Genomic DNA, 23,768 nt, shown 5'->3' on the forward strand with positions numbered 1-23,768 from the left:
CTGAAACACATGGTTTCTAGTGGCTCATCTATTATTTTTTAATAAATACATTATGCTTAATAAAGTAATTCAGTTCTCAGTTAAGAACAAACTGGCAATTGGAATCTTTACACTGCTGTGGATTGTCTATGGTGTGTATGAGGTTACCCAATTGCCGATTGATGCCGTGCCGGACATCACAAACAATCAAGTGCAAATTATTACCACAGCGTCATCTCTTGGAGCTGAAGACGTAGAAAGATTAATCACTTTCCCGATCGAACAGGCTATTAGCAATATTCCACATCTTAAAGAAAGCCGTAGTATTTCGCGATTCGGACTTTCATTAGTAAGTGTTGTTTTTGAAGACGATGCCGATGTGTATTGGGCTAGACAGCAAATTACAGAAAGACTGCAGCAAGTAGAGATCGATAGAAATGCCAACAGACCCGAAATGGCTCCAGTAACTACTGGTTTGGGAGAAATATATCAATATGTTCTAAAACCAAAACCTGGTTATGAAGAGAAATATTCTCTAGAAGATCTCAGAACAATCCAAGATTGGACAATTAGAAGGCAACTTTTAGGAACTGCTGGAATTGCCGATGTTTCAACTTTTGGTGGAAAATTAAAACAATATGAAATTGCTGTAAATCCAGCAAGATTGAAAGCACAAAACTTAACGATTAGTGAAGTTTTTACTGCTCTAAATAGTAGTAATGAAAATACAGGAGGAGCTTATATTGAGAAAGGACCAACGGTATCTTATATTAGAAGTACTGGTTTAGCTAAAAGTATTAAAGATATTGAAAACATTGTGGTTAAAAGCACACAAGGAGGTCTCCCGATTTTAGTTAAAGATGTTGCTGATGTTAAGATTTCCTCGGCAATTCGTTATGGTGCTTTAACAACAGATGAATACGGAGAATCTGTCGGCGGAATTGTAATGATGCTGAAAGGTGAAAACGCCAACAATGTTATTGTCAATGTAAAAGATAAAATTGCCGAAATAGAAAAAATCCTTCCTGACGGTTTAAAGATTGAACCTTTCTTGGATCGAACAAAAATGGTTGATAATGCCATTGGAACAGTAGAAAAAAACCTAATTGAAGGTGCTTTAATTGTTGTGCTAATTCTGGTTTTATTCCTCGGAAATCTTAGAGCAGGTTTTATTGTAGCTTCGGTTATTCCGCTCGCAATGCTTTTTGCCATTATTATGATGAATACTTTTGGTGTAAGCGGAAACCTTATGAGTCTTGGTGCTCTAGATTTCGGATTAATTGTTGACGGAGCCGTAATTATTGTAGAAGCCATTCTGCACCATCTTCATAGTTCAAAAAAATACCAGTCGGTTTCGAATATTTCTCAAGACGAAATGGACAAAGAAGTAACAGGATCGGCTGCGCGTATGATGAATGCAGCAGTTTTTGGACAAATCATTATTCTAATTGTGTATTTGCCAATTCTTTCTTTACAAGGAATTGAAGGCAAAATGTTCAAACCAATGGCGCAGACGGTTGCATTTGCCATTTTAGGAGCTTTCATCTTGTCGCTTACTTATGTTCCAATGGTTAGTGCTTTGTTTTTAAGCAAAAAAATCAGCCATAAAAAGAATCTTTCTGACCGTATTATGGAAAGATTAGAAAATGTTTATGAAGGATGGCTTACAAAAGCTTTAAGCATTAGAAAGGCAATTGTCATTGGAGCATTTGTGCTTTTTGGAATTGCAGTTTTATTGTTTGGAAGAATGGGAGGAGAATTTATTCCACAATTGGAAGAAGGTGATTTTGCAGTAGAAACGCGTTTGCTTTTAGGAACTAATCTTTCAACAACTACAGAAACAATTACAAAAATTTCTAAGGAACTTAAAAAGGAGTTTCCAGAGGTGCAGCAAGTAGTTTCAAGAATTGGAAGCGCCGAGATTCCAACCGATCCTATGCCAATTGAAGGTGGAGATATGATTATTGTTTTAAAAGACAAATCAGAATGGACAAGCGCTTCTTCATTCCCTGAATTGGCTGATAAAATGACGAAGACCGTTAAAAGAATTGCGCCTGGAGTTACAACAGGATTTCAGTTTCCGGTTCAAATGCGTTTTAACGAATTAATGACAGGAGCTAAACAAGATTTAGTTTGTAAAATTTACGGAGAAGATCTTCAGAAACTTTCAGAATATGCCGAAAAACTGGGAGCTATTAGCAAAACTGTTGAAGGTGCGGCCGATTTATATGTAGAAAAAGTAACCGGAATGCCTCAAATCGTAATTGATTACAATTGGGCAGAAATGGCCAAATATGGTTTACGTGTTGCAGATGTAAATGCTACGATTAATGCCGCTTTTGCAGGTGCTGTTGCTGGAAGTATTTATGAAGGTGAAAAACGTTTTGATATGGTGATTCGTGTGGAAGATAACGGAAGAAGAGGTATCGAAGATGTTCGAAATCTGTTAATTGCAACACCATCTGGAATGCAGATTCCGCTTTATCAAGTAGCAAAAGTAGATGAAGTAGAAGGGCCAAATCAGATTCAGAGAGAAAATGCAAAACGCAGAATCATCGTCGGATTTAATGTTCGAGGTAGAGACGTACAATCGATTGTAGAAGAATTGCAGAAAAAAGTAAATCAACAAATTAAGTTTGATCCAGGCTATTATATTACGTATGGTGGTGCTTTTGAAAACTTACAGCAAGCCAAAGCAAGATTGGGAGTTGCAGTTCCCGCTGCTTTATTAATGATTTTTGCTCTGTTGTATTTTGCCTTTAGATCCTTTAAAGAAGGAATTATCATTTTTACCGCAATTCCGCTTTCCGCAATTGGAGGTGTCTTCGCATTAGTTATGAGAGATATGCCTTTTAGTATTTCTGCAGGAGTCGGATTTATTGCGCTTTTTGGAGTAGCTGTATTAAACGGAATCGTTTTGATATCTGAATTCAACCGAATTCAAAAACATGGCGAAATCACAGATCCATTTGATATTATTCTATTAGGAACCAAAAATAGATTGCGTCCGGTCTTAATGACCGCAGCTGTAGCTTCTTTAGGATTTTTGCCAATGGCATTAAGCAACGGAGCAGGAGCAGAGGTACAGCGTCCGCTAGCAACCGTTGTAATCGGCGGATTGGTGACAGCAACTCTTTTAACATTGTTTGTACTTCCAGCGATTTATTTAATGACATACCACGCTAAAGTTTTTACGAAAAAAAGAAAAAAACACATGAATAATCTGACCATTTTATTAGGCTTTCTTTTTATTGGTAATACGGCAAATGCACAACAATTACCAATTTCGTTAGACGAATCAATTTCAATTGCGATTCAGAATAACAGAACAATTAAATCGGCTAAGTTAAACGAACAGTCTAAAAGCCATTTGCAGAAAACGGCTTATAATCTTCCGCAGACACAAATAGATGCCGATTATGGACAATTTAATAGCGCGCAGAAAGATACTCGTTTTGGAATTAGTCAGACTTTTGCTTTTCCTACTGTTTACAGCAATCAGAAGAAAGCACTACAAGCTGATTTTAATAAAGCTAAAGCCGAAGTGCAACTGACTTCTCAGGAAATTAAAACCAGAGTTCGTAACAGTTATTACGATTATTTATGGCTCGAGAGCAAAAAAGAACTTTTGGTTTATGCTGATTCGATTTATAGAATTATGGAGAAAAAGTCTGATTTACGATTTAAAGCTGGTGAAGCCAATGTTTTGGAAAAAAGTGCTTCGCAGTCTGCTAGACAATTTTATAGCAATCAATTGGTAATGGTAAACCGAGACATTGAAATTGCCTTAAATCTGTTTAATTCTGTTCTTCAAGATAAAGTAGTCTATGCTCCGAAAAGCGAAAAAATAAAAGCGGTCTTGAATTCGTCACTAATTGAAAATATAAAAACAGAGAATCTTCCAGCTGTTCAGCGTTCACAATTTGAATCGGAATCTGCAAAATGGAGATGGAAAACAGAAAGTGCTAAACTGCTTCCAGAAATTACTTTAGGGTATAATAATTTAAGCATTATTGGTGCTCAAACTAATGCTTCTGGTCAGGAAGTGTATTATGATAGTTCACAAAGATTTAATTATATAAATGCTGGGCTTTCAATTCCGATTTTCTTTACAAGTCAGACAGAACGAAAGCGTGCAGCAAAGGCAGAATATGAGAGTTATGTTGAGCTTTCCGAAGCAGCTAAAATTGAGATGAAAACCAATCTGGAAAACGCTGATCGAGAAGTGAAAAAATATCAGGAAAGTTTAGAATACTACGAAAAAGAAGGTTTAAAAAATGCTCAGACCATTATTGAGGCTTCAAGCAGTCAGTTGCAAAATGGTGATATTGATTATCTGCAATGGGTTTTAGTAGTAAATCAAGCTATTACAATCAAAAGCGAATATCTTGACGCACTTAATGCTTACAATAAAGCAGTTGTAACTCTTCAAAATCTAAATAACATTTAAAATGAAAAAATATATTGCAGCGTTTATAGGCGCTATATTTCTATTGTCCTGCGGAAATAAGAAAACGGAAGAAAATAAAGATGCTGAAACTAAAAGCATTAATATCATTAAATTAAGTACTGAACAGGTTAAAAACGCTGGATTAGTAAGCGGTAATCCGACTTTGAAAAATGTAAAAGAGATTTTGCAACTGCAAGGAACAGTAACTGTTCCGCCAAAAAGCGTGATAAGTATTAGTATTCCGTTGGGAGGTTATGTAAAAAGCACCAATTTAATTGCTGGAATGAATGTGCAGAAAGGACAAGTTTTGGCCGTTTTAGAAGATATGCGGTTCATCGAATTGCAGCAAGATTATCTTATGGCTAAAGAAAAGTTTGAATTGGCACAAAACGAACACAAAAGACAAAAAGAACTTAATCTAAACAAGGCTGCGAGTGATAAGGTTTTGGAGCAGATTACAACCGAAATGCGTACGCAACGCATCACAATGTCTTCTTTAGAACAAAAATTAAACTTATTAGGAATTAATGCTAAAACATTAAACGTTAATAATATAAGTAAAACCATAAAAGTCATTTCGCCTATTAATGGTTTGGTTTCTAAAGTAAATGTCAATATCGGAAAATATGTAAATCCAACTGATATGCTTTTTGAATTAATCGATAAAAAAGACATTGTATTGACTTTAAATGCATTCGAAAAAGATGTTGCTTCACTTTCGGTAGGACAGAATGTAATGGTTTATGCAAATGCTTCTGACACTAAGAAATACGGAGCAAAAATTGCTTTTATAAATCAAAGTTTAAATGGAGACCGTGCAGCTGAAATTATTTGTAAAGTGAATACATATAATCCGGCACTTTTGCCTGGTTTGTTTGTGAATGCGGAAGTTGAAATTGAGAACCAAAAAGCATTGACAGTTCCAGAAGATGCTGTAGTACGTTGGGAAGGTAAATTTTATGTGTTTACAGAACTTGGAAATAATCAGTTTCAAATAATAGAAGTGAAGTCTGGAGTGAGGAACGAAGGTTATAACCAGATTATTTCTGAGGCCATTTCTAGTTCTTCAAAAGTAGTTATAAAGAATGCTTACACTTTACTGATGTCTGCCATGAATAATGACGAACAATAATGTTTATTTTCTGATTACAATTTAGAGTTAAACAAGAAACCCCAGTAAATTTAGTTTTACTGGGGTTTTATTTTTTCTTTAAATAATAGTTTTTAAAGGATTGTTATTGAGGTAATATATTCTCTTCAATTGTTTTTATTTATTAAAAAAATTTCATTTTCGTCAATAACTAAAATAGAAGGATTCATTAGATAAGTGTTCACTCATAATTTCGGGATCATTTTTTGTCGACGTAGTTGTTATGGAATTTTAGTATTCTAAATTTCTGTAGTGAGGAAGATAGTTATATTTATCATCCTCATTATCTAAATTGTAACTGTTATAGGGATTTGTGTTATCATAAGAAGAATAAGGCGTATTATCCTCAGCCAGATTTAGTCCGCTTTCTATGATTTCATAAGAATCATCAGAGAAATGATCGCATTGATTTCTGTAATGATTATCTTGATCTTGTCCTGAAGTAAATTCTTGATCCATAGCTTCATTTTCATGAGCTGTATCAATATGATTGGGTTTACTGCATTTATAATCATTTAATCTTGCAGTTTCTCTTTTTTGGGCATCTGTTCTCATGGCTGCTATTTTAAATTAGTAAATGTTTCAAAATAATATATACAAAGTTTGGAAATAAGCTGTTAAAAAAAATTATAAGATTTACTTTTAATCTTACATGATTTGTTTGCAAAGAAATTTTAAGTTAAGTCGCATTTTGTAAAATTCAAGTATGATTCTGTAAAATAAACACTTACGTATTTTGCAACTTTGTATAACTAAATAATTTAAAAAATTATAACATTATGGAAACTTCAAGAAAAGATTCGAAATCTGGAATGAAAGATTCTGGAAAAACTCAAAAATCTATGAATGGTTCTAGAGGAAAAAGCACTACAACAAAATCAACAGATTCAAAAGGTAGAGCAGGTCATTAATTTTTTAGTTTATTGAAAAGACTAAATAATAAAAGCGTGCTGTCTATATATAAACAGCACGCTTTTAAATTTTATAAGATTAAAGCTTATTTTAAAACCTCTTGAATTGTTTTTACAAATGTTTCAACAGGCTGAGCACCCGAAACAGCATATTTTCTGTCAAACACAAAGAAAGGAACGCCTTGAACACCAATTTCGCCTGCTTCTTTAATATCTGACTGAACTTCTTTTAAGAATAAAGAATCGCTCTCTAGCACTTCTCTGATTTCTTTTTCTTCTAAGCCAGCTTCAATTCCTAATTTAATTAAAGTAAGACCGTTATTTAAATCCTCTCCGTCTGTAAAATAAGCTTTAAAGAATATCTCTTCCATTCTGTCACCCATATTTTTGGTTTTAGCCAATTGAATGATTCTATGGGCATTTAAGGAATTAGAGATAACCGCTTTGTCAAAGTTATAATCCAAACCAACACTTTTAGCGCGCTCTGCTACGCCTTTGTGCATTTCTTTAGATTGTTCAATCGACATGCCTTTTCTTTCTGCTAAAAACGTATAAACGTCCATATCAGGTTCTGAAGTAATAGTTGGATCTAACTGAAAGCTTTTCCATTCAATTTCAAACTCATTATTTGGAAAATCTGCTAATGCAGTTTCCAATTGTCTTTTTCCGATATAACAAAACGGACACATGATGTCCGACCAAATTTCTATTTTCATATTGCAAAGATACGGAAAATTGTTGTTTCAACTTTTAGGTTTCAAGTTGATATACTATGCATATAATTTATAGCGCAAAGAACGCAAAGATTTTACGCAAAGGTCACAAAGTTTTGTTTTCTCCAAAGCCTTTTATAAAGGAGATAAGTTCACAAAGCTTTGTATTCTTATTATTCTAGAACAATCCTAAGCAAGAATCTTAGCGAACTTTGCGTAAAATCTTTGCGTTCTTTGCGTTAAGAAAAGCACAAAGTATATCAACGTGAAACCTGAAACTTGAAACAAAAACAACCTCAAATAAAAAACCGCAACTCTTTAGGAGAATTGCGGTTTCTAGGTATAAAAAATGGTTGGTTAATAGCGATATCTTTTTTTTTACAATGATAGATCTTTATATTGAAACTAAAAAATATCCCTGTAACAGAAAGAAACTTTAATGTTAACTATTTAACATTACAGGCATTACCAACATGGTAACCGTTTCTCCCTCTTCCAAACCATCTACTGGCGTTAAAATACCAGCTCTATTTGGTAATGACATTTCAAGCATAATCATGTCAGATTGAAGATTAGTCAGCATTTCAGTTAAGAAACGAGAGTTGAAGCCAATTTGTAAATCATCTCCTTGATAATCACAAGTCAATCTTTCTTCTGCTTTGTTTGAGTAGTCAATATCTTCTGCAGAAACATTTAATTCTGCTCCAGCAATTTTTAAACGAATTTGGTGTGTAGTTTTGTTAGAGAAAATCGCAACACGTTTAACTGAACTTAAGAATAAAGAACGGTCAATCATTAATTTGTTTGGATTTTCTTTCGGAATTACCGCTTCGTAATTTGGGTATTTTCCATCTATTAAACGACACATTAAGATGTAATTGTCAAATGAGAAAGTCGCATTTGAATCGTTATATTCAATTTTTACTTCAGCATCAGAAGTTCCTAAAATACTTTTTAAAATGTTTAAAGGTTTTTTAGGCATAATAAAATCTGCTACTTGAGAAGCTTTTACATCTGTACGTGCATATTTTACCAATTTATGAGCATCTGTAGCTACGAAAATTAATCCTTCTGGCGAAAACTGGAAGAAAACTCCAGACATTACTGGACGTAAATCATCGTTTCCAGCAGCAAAAATAGTTTTACTTACTGCAGTTGCCAAAACTTCTGCAGGAACAAGTGTTACAGATGGATCTTCAAGACTTACTGCTTTAGGAAATTCTTCTCCTGCAGCGTAAGCCAATGCATATTTACCAGAGTTTGAACTAATCTCTACTGTATTGTTATCTTCAACTGTAAAAGTTAACGGCTGTTCTGGGAAAGTTTTTAAAATTTCAAGCAAAAGCTTAGCTGGAACAGCTACACTTCCTTTACTTGTAGAATCGATCGATAATGTAGCTGACATTGTTGTTTCAAGATCTGAAGCCGAAACGGTCAACTCATTGCTGTTTAGTTCAAATAAAAAGTTGTCTAAAATAGGCAACGTATTATTGCTATTGATTACACTACCTAAAACTTGTAATTGTTTTAATAAGTACGAACTCGATACTATAAATTTCATCTGTTTTATTTTATTTTTTTGATGGATGCTTTAGCAAATAAAGGGCTAAATATACGGATTACAAATATATCTTAAACTATCTAAAGTATTACATTTTTTTATTAACATCTATTTGCTGTATTTTCTTTTTCTTACAAAAGTAAAAACAAGTCCAAAAACTGTTAAAATTAGAATTGGTACTCCGATAGTTATGAATTGGGTCTTGGTATAGCTGTCATAAACTTTTTCTTTGTCCAATAAAGGCAGTTCAACATCTTTACTTCTAATGTTAATAAGTCCTGTATCATCAAGAAGATAATTGATGCAGTTCATGATGAAGTCTTTGTTGTCATATAATTGGCCAGTTCTTTGGTCGTAACCTAATTCTACTGGCATCATGTTTTTGTCCAATTGATTTCTTGCAATATCTCCGTCGGCAATTACAATCATTTTGTTTGATTTTCCTTTTGCTGTAAACGAATTGTCTTTGAAAGGCAGAATTCTATTTTCGAAAGCTGAATGAAATGAACCTTCAAGTAAAACAGCAAGCGGTTTATTTCCTTTGTTTAAATAATCCTGCGGAGTTGTTTTCTCAGTAACCATATTCAGATTTACTTCTACAGGAGAACCAATTGTTTTAGAATATTGAGAAGATTGTAATAATACGGTTTTCTTAATTCCATTTTTCAAAGTGTCAATCGGATTCGCAAAATCGAATTTAATTCCACCCAGATTTTTAACAATAGGATGTGTGCTAGTTGGATAAACTTGCGGAGCAAATTTCCAAATAAAATCCTGATATTGTGTTGCGCTTCCTTGCTCGCCAGTTGCTAGTTTAATTGGGCTTCCTTGCTCATCTTTAATTAGATCAGGATTAATTCTGAATCCGTATTTAAAGAACATATCGTTTAGATTTAAATCTCTTGGATATGCCAAAGTTGCACCCATATCATTGTATAGACTGTCTATATCGGCAGCCACTTGGTCAATAAGCCAAATGGTTTTTCCGCCGTTCATAATAAACTGATCTAGAACTTCTTTTTCTTCGTCAGAGAATTTTTCAGTTGGTTTAGAAATAATGGCTAAATCATATTTTTTTAACGCATTTAAAGTTCCGTTTGGATCTTTTGCAACAGAATCTAAAGTGAAAGGTCCAATAAAATAACTTTCGCGAATTTGCATTAACATTTTCGCAACGTGAATTTCGTTCAATTCACCATTTCCTTTTATGATTGCGACTTTTTTCTGTTTGTTTTTAGTTACTTTATTGATGGCGTCAGCAATAGAATATTCTAAATGCTGAATTGATCCAATTACTTTTTGTGTAGTAGAAGATCCCATTATATTTTTCAATAAAGGAATATTAACTTCTTTGTTATTGTAAACTGCAACTGCCCATGGGAAAACCATAGCTTGTGATTGTTTTCCTTTATCGTCAACCGTAATATTTACAGGAGTTAATCCTTTCTGGAAAAGTGATTTTGTCAGTTCTTCACTCTCATCTTCATTTTCTAACGGATCAACAAACTCGAAAACAATGTTGTTGTTGTAAGCTTGAAATTCTTCTAATAACTGTTTAGTTTCCTGCTGTAAACGTCTAAAATCGGGAGGAAGTTCACCAGCCATATAAATTTTTATAGAAAGTGGATTCTGGACCTGTTTTACAATTCCTAACGAAGTTGGTGATAATGTATAACGTTTGTCTTTGGTTAAATCAAAACGGTGAAAAAATAAGGTTCCAAGTATATTTAGAACAACTAAAATAAAAATAGTGATGCCTAATGCCTTTAAATTTTGCTTTGTAGATAGTTTCATTAGGCTTTAAAAGATTTTAATTTATAAACAGTAAAAGACAAGAAAGCGATTGCAATGCTTAAAAAGTAAATAATATCTCGAGTATCAATTACACCGCGGCTCATACTTTTAAAGTGATTTTGCATTCCTAAAACCGAAATAAAACTGTTTGAACTAGGAATTAAAGAAGCTAAGCCTTCAAAACCAAAATAAAAGAAAAAGCATAGGAAAACGGCAATAATAAAAGCCACAATCTGATTTTCTGAAAGGGTAGAAGTAAAGATTCCGATTGCTGAATAAGAAGCAATTAAAAACAATAAACCAAAATAAGAGCCAATTGTGCTTCCCATGTCAATATTGCCTTCTGGCGAACCTAAATCTGAAATTACTTTTACATAAATTAAAGTTGGTATAATCGCTAAAATGATCAATAAAAACGAACCGAAAAATTTACCATTTACGATTTCCCAAATTGATAAAGGTTTAGTCAAAAGTAATTCTAAAGTGCCTTGTTTTTTTTCGTCAGAGAAACTTCTCATGGTAACGGCTGGAATTAAGAAAATTAAAATCCAAGGAGCTAATGTAAAAAACGGAGTTAAATCGGCATAACCTGTATTTAATATATTATAATCTCCTTCGAAAACCCATAAAAAGAGCCCGTTGCTGATTAAGAATATTGCAATGACCAAATAGCCAATAGGAGAACCAAAAAAGGATTTTATTTCTCGTAAAATGATTGATTTCATTCGTGTTTTTTGTTTTTTTATTGTTTCACGTTTCAAGTTTCAGACTGCACGCTTAACGTGAAACCTTAAACCTGAAACTAATTTAAGCTCACCAATTTATCAACGCTCCAAGCTTCAGGTTTTGCGTTGAATAATTTTTTTGTAAAATTCCAAACGGTATTAAACAGTTCAGAATTTCTGTAATTTTCTAAATCATCTTCGGTTTCCCAATAACTGTAAGTGAAGAAGATACATTTATCATTTTTATCCTGATATAATTCTAAAAAACGATTTCCTTCTGCATTTCGTATTTTCTCTTTCACCGATTCAAAATTCTCCAGAAAATCGGGAATTTTTTCTTCGTGAAAACTCATTTTTACTATTCGAACAAACATGTTTGTAATTTAAAAATTTAGACTGTTGATCTTAGATTTTTTGAATTATCTAAAGCATTACAGGTGCGCAAAAATACCAAAATAGATTGTTGTTTTAAATAAAAAATGAAATATTATAAATGTCGATTTTTAGATTCTATTTTCACAGTATTTTTCAAACATAGCCCGTGGTTTCAACCACGGGAAACGTTGAGTGATATGCGTTGTGTCCCCGTGGTTGAAACCACGGGCTATATTTCAAATTAAAAACAATAAAAAATCTGTTCAATCAGCAAAATCTGCGAGAGAATTAAACAAAAATCTGAATTCTAAAATCTAAAATTAATTTAGGAGAATTTGATCGTAATTACATCACGATAATTCAATCCAAGAAGACTATTTGCAGAACCCACTTTAGAAGGGTTGCTTCTGAAAATCGCGATTTCAAGAAAACCAGCTTCATTAAAAATCGCCAGTTTTTCTCCTTCATAAGTTTTAATCGGATACTTGTCAGAAGTTGCAATAGCCGAATAATTAGGAAGAATCGTTTTGATGCTTTTTGGATTCATTACAATTTCATACGGACGTCCGCGTGAAATTTCTAAGAATTGTTTTTTAGAAATATTAGTTACAACGTTTCCAAAATGATCGATGTAAATGATGTTTCCTTTTATAGAATTTCCATCATCAGCAACTAGAGCTTGAAGTTCTGTCGCTTCCTTAATAGATTGAATTTCTTTTCCGATTACATTCAGTAAACCACCTTTTGATAAGTGAGAAGCGACCTGAATGAAGATATCCAAATCTGTAGCTTCAATCGGGAAACGATCATGAATATTGATTGCCACAATTTTTTGCGGAACAATTTTCTGTGTTAGCATGCTCAAGATTCCGTTATCGGCGCAAATAAAGTAGTGATCGTTCCATTGCATAGCAATATGTTGGTTTTCTTTATTGCGTTCGATATCGACACCAATAAGGTGAACAGTGCCTTTTGGGAAGCTCATATAAGCTGCGCCAATAATGTAACTTGCTTCAGCAGTATTAAAGGGATCAATGTCATGAGAAATGTCAATGATTTGAACCTCTGGATTTTCAGATAGTATTTTACCCTTCAGCGACCCCACAAAGTGATCTTTCAAGCCGTAGTCTGTAGTAAGGGTAATTATTGACATATTTTTGTTTATAACTATTGATAGTATTTAAATCTAATTTTCATTAAATTTGAGAAATGCAAAGCTAATAATAGTAAACACAAATTGAAAGAAAGAAAAGACAAATTGTGATTTTTAAAGTATTTGCAAGTTACAATATTCAAAAACACTAATTTAAGTTTTATGAGAATGAAATTGAAAGCTGAGTTTGATTATTGTGATAAATAAAAAAGACCCGACAACCACTAAATATTAAAAGGAATTTTTAATTTAAAACTACTTCATTTGAACGAAAGAATAATCGAGCTAGTAGATATTGCACCCAAAGAATTTTGGGGCGCGCAAGACAGCCATTTAGAAATAATTAAAAAGTATTACCCAAAGCTTAAAATCGTAGCGCGAGGGACAACTTTAAAAGCATTTGGCGAAAAAGAAGTTTTAGACGAATTCGAAAAAAGATTTCAAAGATTAATGCTTCACTTTACACGTTACAACAATATTGACGATAATGTAATTGAGCGTGTAATAATGAGTGATGGTCAGGACGAAAAGAGAGCTTACGATCATGACAAAATCTTAGTTCATGGTGTTGGCGGTAAGATTGTGAAGGCAATGACTCCAAATCAGCAATTGCTGGTTGATACTGTTAAAAAGAATGATATGGTTTTTGCAGTTGGTCCAGCCGGAACAGGAAAAACGTACACAGGAGTTGCAATGGCTGTAAAAATGCTGAAGGATAAGGAAGTAAAAAGAATCATTCTAACGCGTCCGGCAGTTGAAGCAGGAGAGAACCTAGGTTTCTTGCCTGGAGATATGAAGGAAAAACTTGATCCTTACATGCAGCCACTTTATGATGCCTTGCGAGATATGATTCCGAACGAAAAATTGGAAGATTATATTCTAAAAGGAATTATTCAAATTGCTCCTTTGGCTTTCATGCGTGGACGAACTCTTGACAATGCTTTTGTAATTCTTGATGAAGCTCAGAATACCACTCACTCACAAATGAAAATGTTTTTGACCCGTATGGGAAAAAATGCCAAATTCATGATTACTGGTGATCCAGGTCAGGTCGATTTGCCGAGAAGAACCATTTCTGGTCTTAAAGAAGCACTTTTGGTTCTAAAAGACATTGAAGGTATCGGAATTATTTATTTGGATGATAAAGATATCGTTCGCCACAGATTGGTTAAAAAGGTAATCGATGCTTACAAGCAAATAGAAAACCACGATTAATTATAAATTTTAGTGAAATGTTAAATGTAAATCGTGAATTGTGTTTTAACATTTATTAATATTCGTTTTGTATGTTTTCTTTTGAAAAGTGCAAAACGAATATTTTTTTATTATCATTGAAGAAAGAATTATTCGATTAAAAAAGAATGGAAAGTAAAATTATTTTGATTGTTGGTTTACTTTTTTTTGCGGTTAAGTGTTATGCCCAAAAAAGAGAAGAAAATAAAACAGAAAGAAAAATAAATAAATTAACTGGGAAGGAAATTGTTCAAGAGTTAAACAGATTGAATTTTTTCAATTTAACCGATAAAATTGATTTGAAAATTACAAGAGATGAATTTGAAAAATCTTATGATGAATTGAATTTCTTTGAAGGTCAAATGAGAGAAGATTTAAGTTTTACAGATAATAGATTTTATATTATTGATTCTGAAACATTGTTTGAAGGAGAGGGATTAATTCAATATTTAGAAACCGTTAAAGTTTTATTTGATAAGTTAAATTTAAAACTTGTAATATCTGAAGAATTTGAATCTCAAACGGAAAAACATTTACTGCATAAGATAAAATTAAATGGAAAAGAATATATCGCTTTCGATAATGATTTTGGAAATTATGATTGGACGATAGCTTATTTAAATTTTATTGAAATGCTAAACGATCAGCTTAATTTGCAAGGTAGTAATGATCAATTCTATCCAATTAGTTCAGGAAATGATGGAAAAATTGTATTGTTAACGAAAGACCAATTCATATTTGTCAAAAATAATTATCCAAATGATAAGAATCACCCAAAAGAAATTATGGATTGGAAAGATGGGTTTAATTATTAAACTTATATTTGAAGATGAAACAACTAGATGATTTTTACCTTAATCAAGAAGAACCCATAAAAGGAATATTTCTCGCATTAAAAGAAATCATCTTAAAACAAGATCAAGACATAACCAATACTTTAAAATACGGAATGCCTTTTTTTTCTTATAAAGGAAAAATGTTCTGCTATTTATGGATTCACAAAAAACTCAAACAACCTTATATCGGAATTGTTGAAGGAAAACATTTTGAGGAATCTTTTCTAATTCAGGAGAATCGTTCGAGAATGAAAATTATGATGTTCGATGTTAATGAAAATTTGCCTTTGAAACAAATTGAAACTGTAATTCAGAAAGCGATAAATTTGTATAAAAATGGAATTGTTAAGATTTAATTGTTTAAAACGTATAATTTAACGGAATAGTTAAATAAATAATAAACTTACCTCAAATCTAGCTTTCATAGCGTGTAATCTTTGGCTAAACGGTCTTAAAGCTTTAAATTTGCATTTCATCGAATTTGATAATTAATATGACAAAACTTAAAAATATAAAAGCGGTTGTAAGTGACCTTGACGGAACTTTACTCAACCCACAACACAGAATTTCAGAATATACCAAATCAGTTTTTCAGGAACTTCATAATCAAGGTTATCTAATTGTGGTGGCTACAGGACGTCATCATCTTGATGCATTGGCTATTATAGATACACTTGAAGTGCCAGTTTACCTTGTAAGTTCTAATGGAGGAAGAATTCATTCGCCAAATAAAGAAGAACTTTTTGCTTTTAATTTAGACAGCGATGTGGTTAAAGCGGCATTAAATATAGAAATCGATCCAGATGTTACGGTTGTGTTATTCAAAGAAAATGTTTGGCAGACTAATAAATGGAATGAAAGATTAAACTCTTTTCAAGCCGATTTAAAATATCGCCCTGAATTGGTCGACTACAAAACAATAGAAGATTTTAAAGCGATCAAGATTTTCTTCTCTTGTGAAAATCATGAAAAATTGGTAAAAGTTAGAGATGCTGTTTTGGCAAACTCTTCAGAACATTTGCATCACGCTTTTAGCTTGCCAACTTGTTTAGAATTTATGGACAAGTCTGTAGACAAGGCGGTTGCAATTGAAAAAGTGTTAGAAAAAGAAGGCTTTACTTTGGATGAAGCTATTTCGTTTGGAGATGGTTTTAATGATTTGCAAATGTTGTCTGCAACCGGAAAAGGTTTGATTATGGGAAATGCACCTTCAATTTTAAAAGATGCTTTGCCAGATTTGGAGGTAATTAAAACAAATGCCGAAGATGGCGTTGCAAAATATATTGTGTCTAAAATTTTAGATAAAGAATTTGCAACAAGTTAATTAATAGTATTTTACATTCAGATTGTTGCTGAATACTAAATAATAGTTATTTTTATAAGAGCTAATTCACAGAGAGTTAGCTCTTATTTTTTTAACCTTAATTATTTAACCATGAAAAAATTTCTACTTCAAGCTGAACGAAACTTGATTTCGGGAGCATTAGTTTTATTACCGCTTTTAGTTTTTTTTATTCTATTGGGAAAAGTCTGGAAGTTTTTTCAGAATTATGGAGAAAAATTTGCGCACTTCCTGCGTTTGGATTTGATATTGGGAAAATACGCGACCGATATTGTGGGCGGAATGATTTTGGTGGTTTTAATTTATTTAAGCGGCTTTTTGATGCGTTTATCTATTTTAAAAAGATTTACCAATTGGGTAGATGAGAAGCTAATGATTTTTTTGCCAGGTTATGAAAAAAATAAGAAAGAGGCAGAAGAAAAACTTTTGAAAAGAAATCATGAGCCTAAACCTGTTACAGATTTACCTATTTTGTTTAAAAACGGAGATTTTTGGCAACCCGCACATTTAATTGAAGAAGATCAAAATGGTTCAGCTGTAATTTTTATTCCAAATGCGCCAGCTAAAGATCAAGGACAAATTTTAATCGTCAGATCGACCGATTTTAAAAAACTATCAGATACGACGCTTGGAAGTCTTGATGCATCTATAAAATCTTTTGGTAAAGGAATTTTGAGTTTTAAATAATTCGCTAAAATTGAAGTAATATTTTCTTTGTTTGCTCTGCCAAATAGTTTTAAATTTGCCTTCATAAAAAAACAACACAACTAGATAATGAGTAATACAATCACAACTACAAATTTTAATTTCCCGAATCAGAAATCAGTTTACCGCGGAAAAGTTAGAGAAGTTTACAATATTAACGACGAACTTTTAGTAATGGTAGCTACCGATAGACTTTCGGCTTTTGATGTAGTTTTGCCAAAAGGAATTCCGTATAAAGGGCAAATCTTAAACCAGATTGCAACAAAATTTATGGAATTGACACAAGATATCGTTCCAAACTGGCTGATTGCTACTCCAGATCCAAACGTTGCTGTTGGACATTTATGCGAACCTTTTAAAGTTGAAATGGTTATACGCGGTTATTTATCTGGCCACGCAGCTCGTGAATATGCAGCAGGAAGAAAACAAATCTGTGGTGTAACTATGGCTGAAGGTTTAAAAGAAAACGATAAATTTCCTGAGCCAATTATTACACCAACTACAAAAGCAGATAATGGTTCTCATGACGAAGATATTTCTCGTGAAGATATTTTAGCAAAAGGAATTGTTTCGGAAGAAGATTATTTAGTTTTAGAAAAATATACTAGAGCTTTGTTTCAAAGAGGAACTGAAATTGCTGCAAAACGCGGATTGATTTTAGTAGATACAAAATATGAATTCGGAAAAACAAAAGATGGAGTTATTGTTCTAATTGACGAAATTCACACTCCAGATTCTTCTCGTTATTTCTACGCTGAAGGTTATGCTGAAAGACAAGAAAAAGGTGAGGAACAAAAACAATTATCTAAAGAATTTGTTCGTCGTTGGTTAATCGAAAATGGTTTTCAAGGGCAAGAAGGACAGCAGATTCCAAATATGACAGACGAATATATCGAGTCAGTTTCTGAAAGATATATTGAATTATATGAAAATATTTTAGGAGAGAAATTTGTAAAAGCTGATATTGCCAATATTGATCAGCGTATTGAAAAAAATGTATTAGAATATCTTTCTTCAAAATAATAAACTTGAATTTAAACTAATTTAAGATTTAAAATTTATAATGAAAAATGCCCTGCTGTATATCTTACAGTAGGGCATTTTCTTTTGATGTAAATCATTTGTAATAGAAAATCTAACTTAAAATTTATACAAAAACACAATTCTGCTTCTCTCATTGAGCATTTTCAGAATTTTATTGTTTTTTTTCATTTTTAATGCAACGTTTTATGCATAATGTGCGTCTAACAAGTAATCATCACAATCATTAATCATTAAACAAGCAATCAATCATGAAAAAAACAGTAATCGTTTTCGGAACGGCTTTGGCCGTATTTGCAAATTTTGCAACAGCTTCGAATTTGAAGTTAGAAAGTAAAAATCAAATTGAACTTCCTTTTGATTTAGAATCACCTTTACATTTAGCGGTTTGTAATGGAGATGTTGAAACCGTAAAGAAAAGCATTGAATATGGTGCAGATGTAAATAAAATTGTGCGTAATATGACTCCTTTAATGCTTGCAGCTCGTTTTAACAATGTTGAAATTGTAAAAATTTTATTGGCAAATGGAGCTAAACCTTCAATTGAAAATGCGCATGGACTTAGAGCATTAGATTATGCTAGATATGCAAAAGCAGTTGAATCTGCGGCCATTTTAAAAGGTCTTAGGTAAAATTTTTAAGAGAAAAAAAATGAAAAGCATCATCTTTTTAAAGGGTGATGCTTTTTTTTATTCTTTTTTTTTCAAAAATCTGCAACCAAATTCATTTGTCAGTCGTCTATAGTATAAATAAATCGTCATCAATCATTTAATAAACAATCAATTATGAAAAAGACAGTAATTATTCTAGGGACGGCTTTTGTCGTATTTGCAAGTTTTGCCACTGTTTCTGATCAAGAGTTGGCAATTAAAAATCAAATTGAAAATCCAGATTATTCGACATCGCCTCTACATAGAGCTATATGTAGTGGAGATATTGAAAAAGTGAAAAAATGTATTGAATATGGAGCAGATGTCAATAAAATGTCAAGAAAGATGACGCCCTTAATGTTGGCAGCTCGCTATAATCATGTTGAAATCATTAAAATTTTGTTGGCAAATGGCGCTAAATCGTCAATTGTAAATGAGCAAGGGTTTAAAGCATTAGATTATGCTAATTATGCAAAAGCATCTGAATCCATAGCTATTCTGGAAAAGTTGAGATGAAAACCTTTTATGAAAAAGAAAAGCATCATTAAAAAAATGATGCTTTTTTTATAAGAGAAGATTTAATTTTCTTCCATTTTGTCTTTTAAATTCTCAAGACCTTTTTGTAGATCATTTCCAATCATTTGATCCATTCTTAACATTGGGAGCATAATATTTGTTGGATATGGAATTACACCATTAATTCCCCATTTAACTTTTGTCTGATTTTCAGAAATAGGTTCTGTAGACATAAACCCGATAGCGGTGTCATCCATTGGCTTTTTAAAACGAAGTGCAAAATCTAAACGTCTGTTTTCTGTTATTTTTGTTATCTCCTGTTCGCCAACACCAACTTCTTTTACATTACTTTCCCAAGAAGAAACAGAACCCACCATACCGTCAATTCCTCTATATGTAACTTTCATTTTTGGATCCATATTGGCCCATACGCTAAACTCATTTTGATTTTTAAGTGATCTGACATACTTAAAAATACTATCAGCAGGTTTATTGATTGTAATTTCTCTTTCAACCGAATATTCCTTCGGCATAAAATAAGCAGCAATTAAAACAATCGAAATAAGCAAAATTAAAATAACTAAAATTCTTTTAATAAAAATCATGACTCGTGGTTTTGAGGTTAGTATTTTTTTTGGTTGATTTTATTTGTGAAGTCCAGAATTATAAGGTTTTAGAACTATAATGTTATCGTTTTGATTTCTAATGATATAGTAAATTTAAAAAATTATTTCATGTGTTTTGGGAATATTGGTTTTAAAAAGAGTAAAAAAAATAGGATTTGTTGTAACATTTTTGCTTTTAAGTAGTCTATTATAGTAAAATCAATAATTTGATAACGTTCGGGCCTTTTGATTATCGTTTTATTAAGTAACTGTTAAGAATTGGTTAAAACATGGTACTTTGTAATGCATAATAGAAAGAAATAAATTACCTTTACTTCATCAAATTAAAATCATCATCAATCATTTAATAAACATCAATCATTATGAAAAAATCAGTTATTTATTTAGGACTAGCCTTAGTAACATTTGGAAATGTAGCAATGGCTTCAAACGAGAATTCAACTGTTAAAAATCCAGTTGAGCTTAAAAGTTATGTAGGAACTCCTTTAAACGTTGCTATTAGTAAAGGAGATCTTGAAACCGTTAAAAAATTTATTGAATACGGCGCGGATGTAAACCAATTATCTGAAGATTTTACTCCTTTGATGACTGCCGCACTTTACAATAAACACGAAATCATAAAAATTTTATTGGCTAATGGTGCAAATCCAAATGTCAAAAATGAAAAAGGTTATACTGCATTAAAATATGCACAAGGATCGAATGCTTCAGAAGCAATTGCGCTTTTGAAAGATTTGAAATAACAGTTTAAAAGTTTTGAGTTAGTAAAAATGACCTTTCTGAGCAAAAGGTCATTTTTTTTGTTTAGAGCGGAACCACTTTAAAGCAAAAAAAGCATCATTACGAGAATGATGCTTCTTCTTTTTTAAATCCCAACAAATTGATTTAAAACTAAATATTTTAAATGTTTATTCTATTGGCACATGTTTTTTTCTGTTGAATATCCAAAATAGAATTGGAAATACTAATAATGTCAAAACAGTTGCTGTCATAAGTCCACCAATAATTACAATGGCAAGCGGTTTCTGTGATTCTGATCCAATTCCTGTAGAAATTGCTGCAGGCATTAATCCGATTGAAGCCATTAATGCCGTCATAACAACTGCTCTGGTTCGGGCTTTTACTCCTCTAAAAATGGATTCTTCGAGAGAATATTTCGCTTTCAGATTATGATGAAATTCGGATATTAGAATAACTCCATTTTGAATACAAATTCCGAGAAGAGCAATAAATCCAACTCCAGCAGAAATTCCGAAATTCATTCCTGTAATATGAAGTGCTATAATACCACCAATAATTGCAAAAGGTACATTTGCTAAAACAAGAAGAGAATCTTTAAAGTTTCCAAATAAAATGAACAACAGCACAAAAATTCCAATTAAACTGATTGGCACAACTTGCGCCAGACGCGCACTTGCACGAACTTGATTTTCAAATTCACCAGTCCATCCAGTTGTGTAACCAGCAGGAAGTTTAAGCTGATTTACTTTTTGCTGTGCTTCGGCAATTGTACTTCCTAAATCTCGATCGCGAACAGAGAATTTTACTCCAATAAAACGTTTGGTATTATCTCTATAAATAAACGCTGGCCCTGTAATGGTTTTAATATCGCAGATTTCTTTTAAAGGAATTTTGATTCCGCTAATTGTTGGAACTTTAATTTCTTCCAAATCTTTTTCGTCTTTTCGGTATTCTTTAGAAAAACGAACACGAACATCAAATTTCTTTTCATCTTCATACTTTTCAGTTGCTGTTTTTCCTCCAAATGCTAATTCTAAAACTGCTTGAGCATCGCTTAAAGTTACTCCGTAAGCAGCCATTTTTTCACGATCTAGAATTACACTTATTTCTGGTTGTCCGACATTTCTCAAAATACCGGCATCTTTTATTCCTGGAATATTTTTAATTTGGGCTAAAACTTCATTGGCAAGCTGATCTAATTTATTCAAATCATCGCCATAAATTTTTACGGCATTTGAAGCTTTAAATCCAGCTACCGATTCTGCGACGTTATCTATTACAGGTTGAGAATAATTGTATGTAATTCCCTGATGTACTTTTAGTTTATTATCCATTTCATTAATCAGATCATCCATAGAAATTTTACGTTTCCATTCTTTTTTTGGAAGCAAGTCTACCTGAAGTTGGATAAATCCAAAGCCATTTGGATCGGTTCCATCATTGCTTCGTCCGGTTTGAGATAAAACTTTTTTGACTTCAGGAAAACTTTCCAAATCTTTTCTAATCATAGCTGCGGTTTTTACACTTTCGGGAAGTGAAGTACTCATTGGTAATTCTGCTGTAACCCATAGTGCACCTTCGTTTAATTGCGGTAAAAATTCTGTTCCTAAGAATCCAGCTGAAAAGAAAACAGCTGCTAATAATCCTAAAGACGCAATTAAAGTTTGTACTTTATGTTTGAATGTCCATTTAAAACCTTTGCCCACAATTCTATCCCAAAAATTCACAAACGGATTATGCTTTTCTTTTACATTTTTATTTAATAGGATATGAGAAAGAACTGGAACCAATGTCAAGGTAAAAATAAGCGCTCCTAATAAGGCAAAACCTAATGTAAAGGCTAGGGGAGAGAACATTTTTCCTTCTACCTTTTGGAAAGAGAAAATAGGAAGTAAAGCTGTAATGATGATAAGTTTGGAGAAGAAAATAGCTTTACCCATTTCTGTTCCCGTTTTCTTAATCAAACTTCCTTTCGCAATTTTATTAAACTTCTCCATTCCAAGCTGATGCGCTCGATGATCTAAAACCACAAATAAACCTTCGACCATCACGACGGCTCCATCTATAATAATTCCGAAATCGACCGCACCTAAGCTTAATAAATTGGCGCTCATTCCCATCATTTTAAGACATAGGAACGCAAATAATAAAGAAAGCGGAATAACTATAGAAACAGTAAAAGTAGTTCTCCAGTCGGCCATAAAAAGAAATACAACAACAGTAACCAGAATAATACCTTCAAATAAGTTGTGCATTACAGTTTCTGTCGTAAAATTCATCAAGTTATCACGATCGTAAAATGTTTCAATTTTAATATCTTTTGGCAAAACATTATCATTAAGATCTTTGATTTTGTCTTTGATTAAGGCAAGAGTTTCCTGCGGATTTTCACCTTTTCGCATTACCACAATTCCTTCAACGGCATCGTCATTATTTCCAATACCCGTTTGTCCAACTCTTGGCATTGAGCTTTCGTAAACATCAGCTAAATTTTTAACCAAAATTGGGTTTCCTCCAGCATCATCAACAATAATGTTTCCAATATCTTCTTTCGACTTTAATAAACCTACACCGCGAACAACAAAAGCTTGTCCGTTTTTCTCAATAACGTCACCACCAACGTTTAAGTTGCCAGCATTTACAGCATTATAAACTTGTAAAGGTGTAATGTTGTATTTTGCCAATTTGATTGGATCAACCCCAACTTCATAAGTTTTAGTTTGTCCTCCAAATACATTTAAATCGGCAACACCAGGAAGAGAACGCAATTGTTTATCGATAACCCAATTTTGGTAAGTCAACAATTCTCTACTGTCTCTGCTGTCACTTTTTACAATATATCTGAAAATTTCGCCCGTTGGACCGTATGGCGGCTGTACGTCTGGTTCAACATCATCGGGAAGAGAAACGTTTTTCAGTAAATTATTTACCTGAAAACGTGCAAAAGTATCGTCTACACCATCATCAAAAATGATTTTAATTACAGACAGACCAAACATAGTAATGCTTCGTACACTCGTTTTTTTCTGAACGGAGTTCATCGAAATTTCGATTGGAGAAGTTACAAAACGCTCTACTTCTTCAGCACTTTTTCCATTCCATTGTGTAATGATAATGATTTGTGTATTGGTAACGTCTGGAAAAGCATCAATAGGCATATTTTTGAAAGAAATAAATCCAGCAACAGCCAATAATCCAACCCAAAAGAAGGTAAATGCTTTATTCTTTAGAGAAAAAGCAATAATATTTTTTATGAATTTGTTCATA

21 protein-coding genes are annotated in these 23,768 nt (G+C 32.6%); 12 read left to right on the forward strand and 9 right to left on the reverse strand.

Annotation, left to right across the window (positions count from 1 at the left end):
* Window positions 1-52: 52 nt before the first annotated feature.
* The gene (locus DMA14_RS03955; protein ID WP_111423312.1) at window positions 53-4,429 is read left to right on the forward strand and encodes a CusA/CzcA family heavy metal efflux RND transporter; all 4,377 of its coding nucleotides are present in this window, start codon (window positions 53-55) and stop codon (window positions 4,427-4,429) included.
* Window position 4,430: 1 nt separating this feature from the next.
* Window positions 4,431-5,561, forward strand: a complete 1,131-nt coding sequence (locus DMA14_RS03960) for an efflux RND transporter periplasmic adaptor subunit (protein WP_111423313.1) — start codon at window positions 4,431-4,433, stop codon at window positions 5,559-5,561.
* 249 nt (window positions 5,562-5,810) lie between these two features.
* Here DMA14_RS03960 and DMA14_RS03965 read toward each other — a convergent pair whose 3' ends face one another.
* Window positions 5,811-6,134 (reverse strand): hypothetical protein, encoded by a 324-nt coding sequence (locus DMA14_RS03965; RefSeq protein WP_111423314.1) that lies wholly within the window; start codon window positions 6,132-6,134, stop codon window positions 5,811-5,813.
* Between the two features lie 224 nt (window positions 6,135-6,358).
* On the opposite strand from DMA14_RS03965, the gene DMA14_RS23060 reads away from it, so the two are divergent.
* A complete protein-coding gene (locus DMA14_RS23060) occupies window positions 6,359-6,490 on the forward strand; it encodes a hypothetical protein (RefSeq protein ID WP_260402254.1) in 132 nt (43 codons plus the stop codon).
* A gap of 86 nt (window positions 6,491-6,576) precedes the next feature.
* Here the strand turns inward: DMA14_RS23060 and DMA14_RS03970 are convergent, their stop codons facing one another.
* From DMA14_RS03970 to DMA14_RS03995, 6 genes are all read right to left on the reverse strand, one after another.
* Window positions 6,577-7,206 carry a DsbA family oxidoreductase gene (locus tag DMA14_RS03970; RefSeq protein WP_111423315.1) on the reverse strand — a complete coding sequence of 210 codons (630 nt, stop codon included), beginning with the start codon at window positions 7,204-7,206 and terminating at the stop codon, window positions 6,577-6,579.
* 439 nt (window positions 7,207-7,645) lie between these two features.
* A complete protein-coding gene (gene dnaN / locus DMA14_RS03975) occupies window positions 7,646-8,764 on the reverse strand; it encodes a DNA polymerase III subunit beta (RefSeq protein ID WP_111423316.1) in 1,119 nt (372 codons plus the stop codon).
* Between the two features lie 108 nt (window positions 8,765-8,872).
* The gene (gene gldG / locus DMA14_RS03980) at window positions 8,873-10,558 is read right to left on the reverse strand and encodes a gliding motility-associated ABC transporter substrate-binding protein GldG (RefSeq protein ID WP_111423317.1); all 1,686 of its coding nucleotides are present in this window, start codon (window positions 10,556-10,558) and stop codon (window positions 8,873-8,875) included.
* Complete coding sequence (gene gldF / locus DMA14_RS03985) at window positions 10,558-11,283, reverse strand: gliding motility-associated ABC transporter permease subunit GldF (RefSeq protein WP_111423318.1); 726 nt, start codon at window positions 11,281-11,283, stop codon at window positions 10,558-10,560. The genes gldG and gldF overlap by 1 nt, the downstream gene beginning before the upstream one ends.
* Window positions 11,284-11,360: 77 nt before the next feature.
* The gene (locus tag DMA14_RS03990) at window positions 11,361-11,657 is read right to left on the reverse strand and encodes a putative quinol monooxygenase (protein ID WP_111423319.1); all 297 of its coding nucleotides are present in this window, start codon (window positions 11,655-11,657) and stop codon (window positions 11,361-11,363) included.
* 326 nt (window positions 11,658-11,983) lie between these two features.
* Window positions 11,984-12,811: an SAM hydrolase/SAM-dependent halogenase family protein gene (locus DMA14_RS03995; RefSeq protein WP_111423320.1), complete on the reverse strand. Its 828-nt coding sequence runs from the start codon at window positions 12,809-12,811 to the stop codon at window positions 11,984-11,986.
* A 264-nt stretch (window positions 12,812-13,075) separates the two neighbouring features.
* Between DMA14_RS03995 and DMA14_RS04000 the strand changes: the two genes are divergently transcribed.
* From DMA14_RS04000 to DMA14_RS04035, 8 genes are all read left to right on the forward strand, one after another.
* Window positions 13,076-14,026 (forward strand): PhoH family protein, encoded by a 951-nt coding sequence (locus tag DMA14_RS04000; RefSeq protein ID WP_008469028.1) that lies wholly within the window; start codon window positions 13,076-13,078, stop codon window positions 14,024-14,026.
* Between the two features lie 146 nt (window positions 14,027-14,172).
* The gene (locus tag DMA14_RS04005; RefSeq protein WP_111423321.1) at window positions 14,173-14,859 is read left to right on the forward strand and encodes a hypothetical protein; all 687 of its coding nucleotides are present in this window, start codon (window positions 14,173-14,175) and stop codon (window positions 14,857-14,859) included.
* Between the two features lie 14 nt (window positions 14,860-14,873).
* A complete protein-coding gene (locus DMA14_RS04010; protein ID WP_111423322.1) occupies window positions 14,874-15,236 on the forward strand; it encodes a DUF1801 domain-containing protein in 363 nt (120 codons plus the stop codon).
* Window positions 15,237-15,373: 137 nt separating this feature from the next.
* Window positions 15,374-16,204 (forward strand): Cof-type HAD-IIB family hydrolase, encoded by an 831-nt coding sequence (locus DMA14_RS04015; protein WP_111423323.1) that lies wholly within the window; start codon window positions 15,374-15,376, stop codon window positions 16,202-16,204.
* A gap of 111 nt (window positions 16,205-16,315) precedes the next feature.
* Complete coding sequence (locus tag DMA14_RS04020; protein WP_111423324.1) at window positions 16,316-16,909, forward strand: hypothetical protein; 594 nt, start codon at window positions 16,316-16,318, stop codon at window positions 16,907-16,909.
* An 87-nt stretch (window positions 16,910-16,996) separates the two neighbouring features.
* Window positions 16,997-17,950 (forward strand): phosphoribosylaminoimidazolesuccinocarboxamide synthase, encoded by a 954-nt coding sequence (locus DMA14_RS04025; RefSeq protein WP_111423325.1) that lies wholly within the window; start codon window positions 16,997-16,999, stop codon window positions 17,948-17,950.
* Window positions 17,951-18,219: 269 nt separating this feature from the next.
* Window positions 18,220-18,600, forward strand: coding sequence for an ankyrin repeat domain-containing protein (locus DMA14_RS04030; RefSeq protein ID WP_111423326.1), 381 nt, complete (start codon window positions 18,220-18,222; stop codon window positions 18,598-18,600).
* A gap of 153 nt (window positions 18,601-18,753) precedes the next feature.
* Window positions 18,754-19,134 (forward strand): ankyrin repeat domain-containing protein, encoded by a 381-nt coding sequence (locus DMA14_RS04035; RefSeq protein ID WP_111423327.1) that lies wholly within the window; start codon window positions 18,754-18,756, stop codon window positions 19,132-19,134.
* Between the two features lie 62 nt (window positions 19,135-19,196).
* On the opposite strand, the gene DMA14_RS04040 is transcribed toward DMA14_RS04035, so the two are convergent.
* Window positions 19,197-19,739, reverse strand: a complete 543-nt coding sequence (locus DMA14_RS04040) for an SRPBCC family protein (protein WP_111423328.1) — start codon at window positions 19,737-19,739, stop codon at window positions 19,197-19,199.
* Window positions 19,740-20,122: 383 nt separating this feature from the next.
* Here DMA14_RS04040 and DMA14_RS04045 point away from each other — a divergent pair, with 383 nt between their 5' ends.
* Window positions 20,123-20,503: an ankyrin repeat domain-containing protein gene (locus DMA14_RS04045; RefSeq protein WP_111423329.1), complete on the forward strand. Its 381-nt coding sequence runs from the start codon at window positions 20,123-20,125 to the stop codon at window positions 20,501-20,503.
* A 165-nt stretch (window positions 20,504-20,668) separates the two neighbouring features.
* On the opposite strand, the gene DMA14_RS04050 is transcribed toward DMA14_RS04045, so the two are convergent.
* The gene (locus DMA14_RS04050; RefSeq protein ID WP_111423330.1) at window positions 20,669-23,767 is read right to left on the reverse strand and encodes an efflux RND transporter permease subunit; all 3,099 of its coding nucleotides are present in this window, start codon (window positions 23,765-23,767) and stop codon (window positions 20,669-20,671) included.
* Window position 23,768 lies beyond the last annotated feature (1 nt).

Origin of the sequence: Flavobacterium sharifuzzamanii (assembly GCF_003254585.1) — a bacterium.
Classification (GTDB): Bacteria; Bacteroidota; Bacteroidia; order Flavobacteriales; family Flavobacteriaceae; genus Flavobacterium; species Flavobacterium sharifuzzamanii.